Source organism: Pseudomonas sp. NBRC 111127 (assembly GCF_001320345.1).
In the GTDB taxonomy this organism is placed as follows: domain Bacteria; phylum Pseudomonadota; class Gammaproteobacteria; order Pseudomonadales; family Pseudomonadaceae; genus Aquipseudomonas; species Aquipseudomonas juntendi.
Window position 1 is genome coordinate 81,143 of the sequence record NZ_BCBD01000004.1, and the last position, 8,321, is coordinate 89,463.

7 protein-coding genes are annotated in these 8,321 nt (G+C 64.9%); 3 read left to right on the forward strand and 4 right to left on the reverse strand.

The genetic code is table 11. The annotated features are described in order from the left end of the window. Nucleotides 1-56: 56 nt before the first annotated feature. A complete protein-coding gene (locus APH30_RS01780) occupies nt 57-1,346 on the reverse strand; it encodes an FAD-binding oxidoreductase (RefSeq protein ID WP_054911525.1) in 1,290 nt (429 codons plus the stop codon). A gap of 157 nt (nt 1,347-1,503) precedes the next feature. On the opposite strand from APH30_RS01780, the gene APH30_RS01785 reads away from it, so the two are divergent. The 3 genes from APH30_RS01785 (at nt 1,504) to APH30_RS01795 (ending at nt 4,691) form a co-directional block, all read left to right on the forward strand. Then, nucleotides 1,504-2,391 (forward strand): LysR substrate-binding domain-containing protein, encoded by an 888-nt coding sequence (locus tag APH30_RS01785; RefSeq protein ID WP_054911526.1) that lies wholly within the window; start codon nt 1,504-1,506, stop codon nt 2,389-2,391. 93 nt (nt 2,392-2,484) lie between these two features. Further along, entirely contained in the window at nt 2,485-3,594 is a 1,110-nt protein-coding gene (gene aguA / locus APH30_RS01790) for an agmatine deiminase (RefSeq protein ID WP_047149923.1), read from the forward strand. Next, the gene (locus APH30_RS01795; protein ID WP_033690472.1) at nt 3,594-4,691 is read left to right on the forward strand and encodes an extracellular solute-binding protein; all 1,098 of its coding nucleotides are present in this window, start codon (nt 3,594-3,596) and stop codon (nt 4,689-4,691) included. Before aguA ends, APH30_RS01795 begins: the two co-directional genes overlap by 1 nt. Nucleotides 4,692-4,796: 105 nt before the next feature. On the opposite strand, the gene APH30_RS01800 is transcribed toward APH30_RS01795, so the two are convergent. The 3 genes from APH30_RS01800 to APH30_RS01810 form a co-directional block, all read right to left on the reverse strand. Then, a complete protein-coding gene (locus APH30_RS01800; RefSeq protein WP_054911527.1) occupies nt 4,797-6,758 on the reverse strand; it encodes a DNA topoisomerase III in 1,962 nt (653 codons plus the stop codon). Between the two features lie 167 nt (nt 6,759-6,925). Beyond that, entirely contained in the window at nt 6,926-7,354 is a 429-nt protein-coding gene (locus APH30_RS01805) for a GNAT family N-acetyltransferase (protein WP_009683126.1), read from the reverse strand. Further along, nucleotides 7,347-8,321 (reverse strand): cupin domain-containing protein (locus tag APH30_RS01810; RefSeq protein ID WP_054911528.1); only part of this gene is annotated, 975 nt, incomplete at its 5' end. The genes APH30_RS01810 and APH30_RS01805, both read right to left, overlap by 8 nt.

Genomic DNA, 8,321 nt, shown 5'->3' on the forward strand with positions numbered 1-8,321 from the left:
CGAGGCCCGGGATGGTAATCCTCGCAGGCCAAGGTTGTCAGCACCAGTTTTGCCCTTCAGACGCGGTCCCGCATCCGGTACCAGGCCTTGGCGGCGGCTTCCAGCGGTGCTGCCAGCAGGTTACCGCCGGGGAAGTGGCCATTGTCGATGCCTTGGTACAGCGTCAGCAGGTCGTCATCGCCAAGGATGGCGTCGCTGACTGCCCGTGCCGCTGCCAGGGTCGGCAGCACGCCGTGGCCGGAGAAACCCTGCAGCCAGTAGCGTTGGTCCGCGCGGCCGACGTCCGGGGTGCGCTGGATGCTGCAGTCGATATGGCCGCCCCAGGCATAATCGATGGCCACCCCGGCCAGTTGCGGGAACACCCGCTCCAGGTGTGGGCGGGTGGCGCTGGCGACATCCTTGGGAATACCGCCCAGGTAGGTGCAGCCGCCGCCGAACAGCAGGCGGTGGTCCGGGGTCAGGCGGAAGTAGTCGGGGACGAACTGGTTGTCGATCACGCAGCTGTTGCGCGGCAGCAGCGAGCGGGCGAGGTCGGCGTCCAGCGGTGCCGTGGCTACCTGATAGGAACCAACCGGCAACAGGCGGCGCGCCAGGCCGCAGTCGAGGCGGTCGATATAGGCGTTGCAGGCCAGCACCAGCACGTCGCAGCGTACTTCGCCTTGCTCGGTGCGGGCGACGTAGCCGCTGCCGGCCTGCTGGTAGTCGAGCACCTGGCTCTGCTCGTAGATGCGCCCGCCAGCGGCCTCGATGGTGCTGGCCAGGCCCTGGGCCAGCTTCAGCGGGTTGAGGTGAGCACCTTTGGCGTCGTACAGCGCGGCTTGGTAGCGCGGGCTGTGGATCCATTGCGGCAGCTCGTCGCGACCGATCAGGCGCAGGGCGTCGTAGCCCCATTTGTGCTCGGCGTCGTGCAGGGCTTCTGCGAGTATCTTCACACGGCCCGGCAGTACGGCGGTCCACAGGCTGCCCTGCCGGTAATCGATGTCGAAGCCATGGCGCTCGGGCAGTTCGCGCATTTCGTCGGCGGCCCAGCACATGCTGGTCCACAGCCGTCGGGTGCGTTCGACGCCCAGGGCCTTTTCCAGCGGCGCCATATCGCAGGACCAGCCCAGTAGCGCCTGGCCACCGTTGCGACCGGACGCGGCCCAGGCCACGCGGCTGGCTTCCAGCAGCGCCACGCGCTTGCCGGCCTGGGTGAGGCGCAGGGCGGTGTGCAGGCCGCTGAAACCGGCGCCGATGATCAGCACCTCGGTGTCGTGGCGACCTTGCAGGGTAGGGCGCAGAGGGATGCTGGCGGGGTAGGTCTGGGCGTAGTAGCTGGCGACGTGCTGAGCGGATTGCTTGAACATGCGGGGGCCTGATGAAATTTATTGTGATTATTTTCATGAAAATCTAGCATCGTATTTTCATGATGCCAACCTGTTCGTTTTTCCCCCGTGGTTGGATATATGATCGGATGCCGCTCTGCGACCCTTGCGCGACACAAGGCCCTATCAGGAAAACACCATGCGCCGCCTGCCTTCATTGACTGCCTTGCGCACCTTCGAATGTGCTGCCCGCCACGGCCACTTCGGCCGCGCCGCCGCCGAACTGTGTGTCACCGACAGCGCTGTCAGTCACCAGATTCGCCAACTCGAGGAGCAACTCGGTGTTGCCCTGTTCGAGCGTGTCGGCCGTCAGGTACGCCCCAGTGCCGAAGCCGGGCGCCTGCTGCATCACCTGCAACAAGCCTTCGAACTGATCGGCAAGGCCTGCGACGAACTGCGAGACCCTGGCTCCCAGGCGGTGTTGCGGGTGGCGGTGACCGCTGAATTGGCACAGAAATGGCTGGTGACGCGCCTGGCTGACTTCACCAGCCGTTACCCGCACATCACTCTGCACTTGCACGATCAGCCGATCGATGCCGGCGCTCCGGCACTGGATGTCGACCTGGCCATCACCTACGGTACCAGTGCCCTGGACGCCAGCACGCACTTCGTCCGGCCCTTGCCGCTGCTGCAGTTCTTCCCGGTGTGCAGCCCGGGGCTGTTCAACCAGGGCGGCCTCAAGCGCCCGCGCGATCTGGTGCGCCACTGCCTGCTGCATGATGATCAGGACGGCCGCACCTGGACCACCTGGTTGGCCACCCACGCCGAGGACGCCTTGCCCACCCGCCAGTTGTATTTCCCCCACGCCGCCCTGGCCCTGGAGGCTGCATTGCTGGGGCAGGGCATCGCGATGGGGGACAACCTGACCTGTCAGGCTGACTTGCAGAGCGGCCGGCTGGTACGCCCGTTCAGTGCCAGTGTGACGGCACAGGGGCAGTACGCGCTGGTGTGCGAGCGGCTGCGCCTGGAGCGGGCGCCGGTGGCCGAATTCATCGACTGGTTCATCGAACAGCTGGGTGACAGTTGAATTGAATTCAGCTATCGCTGAGTTTTCATCGTTGGATGCCCAGCGCGGGGCGGCGTAGCGTGCAGTCATCGCTCACCGACACGAGGTTGACCCATGGCACGTTCGCTCACCACCACCCCCAAAGCCGATGGTTTCCGCTTGCCTGGCGAATTCGAGCGCAAGGCGCGATGCTGGCTCGGTTGGCCCGAGCGCCCGGACGTATGGCGCAATGGTGCCAAGCCTGCGCAGAAAGTCTGGGTCGATATCGTCAGCGCAATCGCGTCCAGTGAGCCCGTCACGGTCTGCGCCTCTGCTGCGCAGTACGCCAACGCCCGGCGCATGCTGCCGCCGCAGGTGCGGGTGGTGGAAATGACCTGCAACGACACCTGGTTTCGCGACAGCGGTGCTTGCTTCGTGGTCAACGACAGCAGCGGCGAAGTGCGCGGCGTCGACTTCGAGTTCAACGCCTACGGTGGGCTCGACGGTGGCCTCTACTATCCGTGGGACAAGGACGACCAGATCGCCCAGAAAATGCTCGAAATCGAAGGCCTGGACCGTTACCGCGCCCCATTGATCGCCGAGCTTGGTGGTATTCAGAGTGACGGCCAGGGCAGCCTGTTGACCACCGAGCAGTGCCTGCTCAACCGTAATCGCAACGCGCACCTGGGCAAAGCCGAGGTCACCCGCCGCCTGGAGGATTACCTGGGCGCGGACCAGGTGATCTGGTTGCCCCGTGGCTGCAAGTTCGACGAGACCGATGGCCATGTCGACGACCTGGCGTGCTTCGTGCGCCCAGGCGAAGTGGTGCTGCAGTGGACCGATAACCGCGATGACCCGCAGTGGGAGATCTATCAGGAGGCCTACGACATCCTGCGCAGCACCCGCGATGCCCGCGGTCGAGAGCTGAAGGTGCACAAGCTGCCCCAGCCCGACGTATTGCAGTGGACTGCCGAGGAGGCGGCAGGCTTGGACCAGGTCGAAGGGACTCACCTGCGTGAGGCCGGGACCCGCATCTGCGCGTCGTACATCAACTACTACGCCGGCAACTCGGCTATCGTCGTGCCGTTGTTCGGTGACCGCAACGACAGCGTCGCCCAGGCGACCCTTGCCGAACTGTTCCCCGAGCACCGCATCATCGGCATCGACAACTCCCGCGAAATCCTGCTCGGTGGCGGCAACGTCGCCTGCATCACCATGCCGCAATACGCCGGAGGCCGCCGCTGATGAAACTGACCACGCTGGCGGCTGCGGCCGCCCTGGGCTGCACGGCATCGGTGGCCCTGGCGGCCGACGCACAACAGCCCAGCGTCAATCTGTATATCTGGGGCGAATACCTCGCCCCGGATACCCTGCGCAATTTCGAGAAGGAAACCGGCATCCGGGTGGTCGCCGACCATTTCGACTCGCTGGAAACCGCTGAGACCAAGTTGCTGACCGGGGGTAGCGGGTACGATGTTGTGCTCAGTGCCGGCCAGCACCTGAGCCGCGCGATCGCCAGCGGCGCCTTGCAGCCGCTGGACAAAGCCAAGGTGCCGCACCTGGCGGGCATCGGCGAGGAGTTTCGCCAGCACATGGCTGTGTTCGACCCAGGCAACCGCTACGCCGGGACCTATGCCTGGGGCACCACCGGCGTGGGTTACCAGCAGCAGGCCGTGACCATGCGCATGGCCGACGCACCGCTGGGCAGTTGGGCTATGCTGTTCGACCCGCAAGTGGTGGCGAAATTCGCCGACTGTGGGGTAAGCCTGCTCAACGACCCCAATGAAGTGTTCGCCGCGGTGATGCGCTACATGGGCCTGGACATCAACCAGCAGCGCCTTGAAGACCTGAAGGCGGCAGAAGCACAGTTGCGCAAGGTCCGCCCGTACATTCGTTACTTCGACAACGATCGCAACATCAACGACCTGGCCAATGGCGAAACCTGCGTGGCGATGTCGTGGAACGGCAATGTGGCTATCGCCCAAGGGCAGGCGCAGCAGGCGGGCAAGGCGTTCGTGCTGGATTACAGCATTCCGCAGGAAGGCACGTTGATCTGGCTGGATGCGCTGGTGGTGCCCAAGGATGCGCCGCATCCCGAGGCGGCCTGGAAGCTGATGGATTACCTGATGCGCCCGGAAGTGATCGCGCCGATTACCGATACCATTCACTACGCCAATGCGATCACCGCGGCTGATGGCCTGGTGGATGCAGATATTCGCAATGCCCCGGGAACCTACCCACCGGCTGAGGTGAGGGCGCGGTTGTATAGCAAGAATGACAATGGCAAGGCATTCAACCGCGAGCTCACCCGGGCGTTCAGCCGGTTGAAAAGCGGTACCTGATGGGTGATTTGCAGTGACCGTACTCGCCTCTTCGCGATTGAACCCGCTTCCACAGGTGGGAGCGGCTTTAGCCGCGAAGAGGCCGGTACTGGCAATGCATAAGTGTCAGGTTGCTGCCTTCCTCCGAGGCTGACGCGGTTTGCCAGCCGCCGGCTTGCTCCCAGTCGGTTTGCTTTTTCCAGCACCGCTACGCCGCTTCTTCTTCCACGGCGGCGCCGCCCCGGCTGCCGGCCCGCTGATGGTCATGCGCATACCCTGGCAACGCTCCACCAACTTGCCCATCCATGCCGACTGCCGGGCGACGAAGTCTTCCAGGCTCATCTCGCCACTCTGCACCATGTCCAGGGCCTGCTCCCAGATGGCCGTCGTGCCTGGGTCCGCGATGGCACGGGGCACGGCGTCGATCAGGCTGAACGCGGCAGGCGTGGCCGACAATGCCTTGCCGTTCTTCACTAGGTAGCCGCGGTCTAGCAGCCCCTGGATGATGCTCGCCCGAGTGGCCTCGGTGCCGATGCCGGTGGTTTCCTTGAGCTTTTGTTTCAGCCGCGGGTCGTCCACCAGCTTGGCGACGTTCTTCATTGCCTTGATCAGGTCGCCCTCGCTGAAGGGCTTGGGCGGCTGGGTCCACAGGTCTTTGAGTTGCAGGCCTTGCACGCTGCAGTCCTGGCCTTCGCGTAATGCTGGCAGCACTTGGGCGGGGGGCGCCTCGCGGCCTTTGCTCGGGGTCAGGGCTTCGGGCAGGGCGCGGCGCCAGCCGGGCTCGACGATCTGCTTGCCCACCGCGCGCAGGGCATGGCCCGCGCAGTCGAAGTCGGCCTGGGTGCGGTCGAACTCGTGGTTGGGCAGGAACTGCGCCAGGTAGCGGGCGCGGATCAGGGTGTACACCGCCTTGTACTTGGCTGGCAGGCGCGCCGGGTCGCTGGCAGCGGCGGTGGGGATGATGCCGTGGTGGGCACTGACCTTGGCGTCGTTCCAGGCCCGCGAGCGGCGTTGCGGCTCGAGGTAGGGCTGCAGGGGCGCCAGGCTGGCATCGGCCCGTTGCAGGGCGGCGAGGATGCCTGCTGCCTCGGCGTGCTGGCTTTGCGGCAGATAGCCACAGTCGCTGCGCGGGTAGGTGATCAGCTTGTGGGTTTCGTACAGCGCCTGGGCGATATCGAGGGTTTCCTGGGCGCCGAGGCCGAATTTTTTCGAGCACAGCTCTTGCAGGGTACCGAGGTCGAAGGGCAATGGCGCTGCTTCGCGCACGCGCTCGGTGGCCACCTTCATGACCGTTGCGGTGGCGGCCTGGCCGATATCGGCAGCCGCTCGTTGCGCCAGTGCCTGGTTCAGGCAGCGCCCCTGGTCGTCACAGGCGTCTTCCGGCGCCCGCCATTGCGCGTTGAACCCCTGGCCGGCGTGTTCCAGCTGCACGTCGATAGCCCAGAACGGCACCGGCACGAAGTTCGCGATGCTGCGGTCGCGGTCAACCACCAGGCGCAGGGTAGGGGTTTGCACACGCCCCACCGGCAGCACACCCTGGTAGCCGGACTGGCGGCCCAGCAGGGTAAATAGCCGGCTCATGTTCATGCCGATCAGCCAGTCGGCGCGGGAACGGCCCAGCGCCGAGTGGTACAGGTTGAAGGTTTCGTGCCCCGGCAGCAGGCGCGCCAGGGCCTTGCGAATGGACGCGTCATCCAGTGCCGACAGCCACAGGCGCTGCACCGGGCCACGGTAGCGACAATGCTCGACCAGCTCACGGGCGATCATTTCCCCTTCACGGTCGGCGTCGGTGGCAATTACCAGCTCGCGCGCCTCGCCAAGCAGGCGCTTGACCGCCTTGAACTGGCTGGCGGTCTTGGGTTTGACCAGCATCTTCCATTTGTCCGGAATGATCGGCAGGTCGGCCAGGTTCCAGCGCTTGTAGCGTTCGTCGTAGCTGTCGGGCGGGGCGGTTTCCAGCAGGTGGCCGATGCACCAGGTTACGCAGACGTCGGTGCCTTGCCAGCAGCCGTCGCCCTTGCGGGTGGCGCCGAGCACTTTGGCGATGTCTTTTGCCTGGGAGGGTTTTTCGCAGAGGAACAGGCGCATGGCCGGGAACGCTTCATCGGGGAATGATGAGCACTAGGATGCGCAAGCAGGGGCGCGGAGGCAAGTTTTATCTGGATGGATGTACAGCTTTTTGTGAGTGAGCATGTCACCTGCCTGCGCCGGCCTCTTCGCGGGTTACCCGCGAAGAGGCCGGTAAAGGCTATGGGTCAGGGGCGCGAGTCGCGCACCATGTCTACGTGCGGGATGCCGGCTTCGAGGAACTCTTCGCTGACTACGCGGAAGCCCAGCCGCTCGTAGAACGGCGTGGCGTGGACCTGGGCGCTGAGCATCTGCTGCTTCAGGTCACGGTTCTGCGCTTCGACGATCACCGCATTCATCAGTGCGTCACCCACCTTCAGCCCGCGCCAGTCCTTCAATACCGAAACCCGGCCGATGGTGCCATCGGGCAGCAGGCGGGCGGTGCCGATCGGATAGTCCCCTTCCAGGGCCAGGAAGTGCACGGCGGTCGGATCTTCCGAGTCCCATTCCAGCTCCGGCGGCACGTGCTGTTCGGCGATGAACACCGCTTCACGGATACGGCGGATGTCGGCGTTGTCCTTGTGCCAGTCGGCGAGGCGCACACGAATCTTATTCATTGGCGAATCCCAGGCTTCCTTGTTTCACCAGCTGCTGTACCAGCATAAGGCCATCTTCATCCTGCAGCCATTCGCCGAGGTTGTCGATGTGCAGGGCGTCGGCCGCGCACACCAGTTTCAGCAGCTCGCGCAGCTTGCCAGGCAATGGGCAGCTGCGGCCGCTGGCGAACAGCAGCAGGTCGTCTTCGAATGCCGACCAGGCCAGGCGGGCACTCGGGTTGCGGATCAGGATGGCGCCTTGCTCCAGCGCATCGACCAGCTCCTCTTCGCTCAGCTCTTCACCGACGATCTGTTCCGGGTAGCGCGGCTCGGTCATGAACTGGCCAAACCAGGTCAGCAGCAGGTCCTTGTCGTTCATGTGCTTGTCGAGCAGCGCCTTGAGGCGGTCGAGGGCGTCATGCTGGATCTGGTGCGGGTCGCTGGCAGGCTGGGCGTCGGCGTCGCTGTAGCGCTCTTCGTCGGGCAGGAACTGGCCGAGGAAGTCGGTGAAGTGGGTGAGTACTTCGGCGGCGCTAGGGGCACGGAAGCCAACCGAGTAGGTCAGGCACTCGTCCACGGCAACGCCGTAGTGGGCCAGGCGTGGTGGCAGGTACAGCATGTCACCTGGCTCCAGGGTCCATTCTTCGCCCTGCTCGAACTCGGCCAGGATACGCAGGTCGGCATGCTCCAGCAGCGCACTGTCGCTGCTGCACATCTGGCCGACCTTCCAGTTGCGCTGGCCGTGGCCCTGCAACAGGAACACGTCGTAGTTGTCGAAGTGCGGGCCAACGCTGCCACCAGGGGCAGCGAAGCTGATCATCACATCATCGATGCGCCAGCTGGGCAGGAAGCGGAAGTTCTCCAGCAGCTCGGCGACTTCCGGAACGAACTGGTCGACGGCCTGTACCAGCAGGGTCCAGTCTTTTTCCGGCAGCTCGGCGAAGGTGTCTTCGGTGAACGGGCCACGGCGCAGTTCCCACGGGTGGGC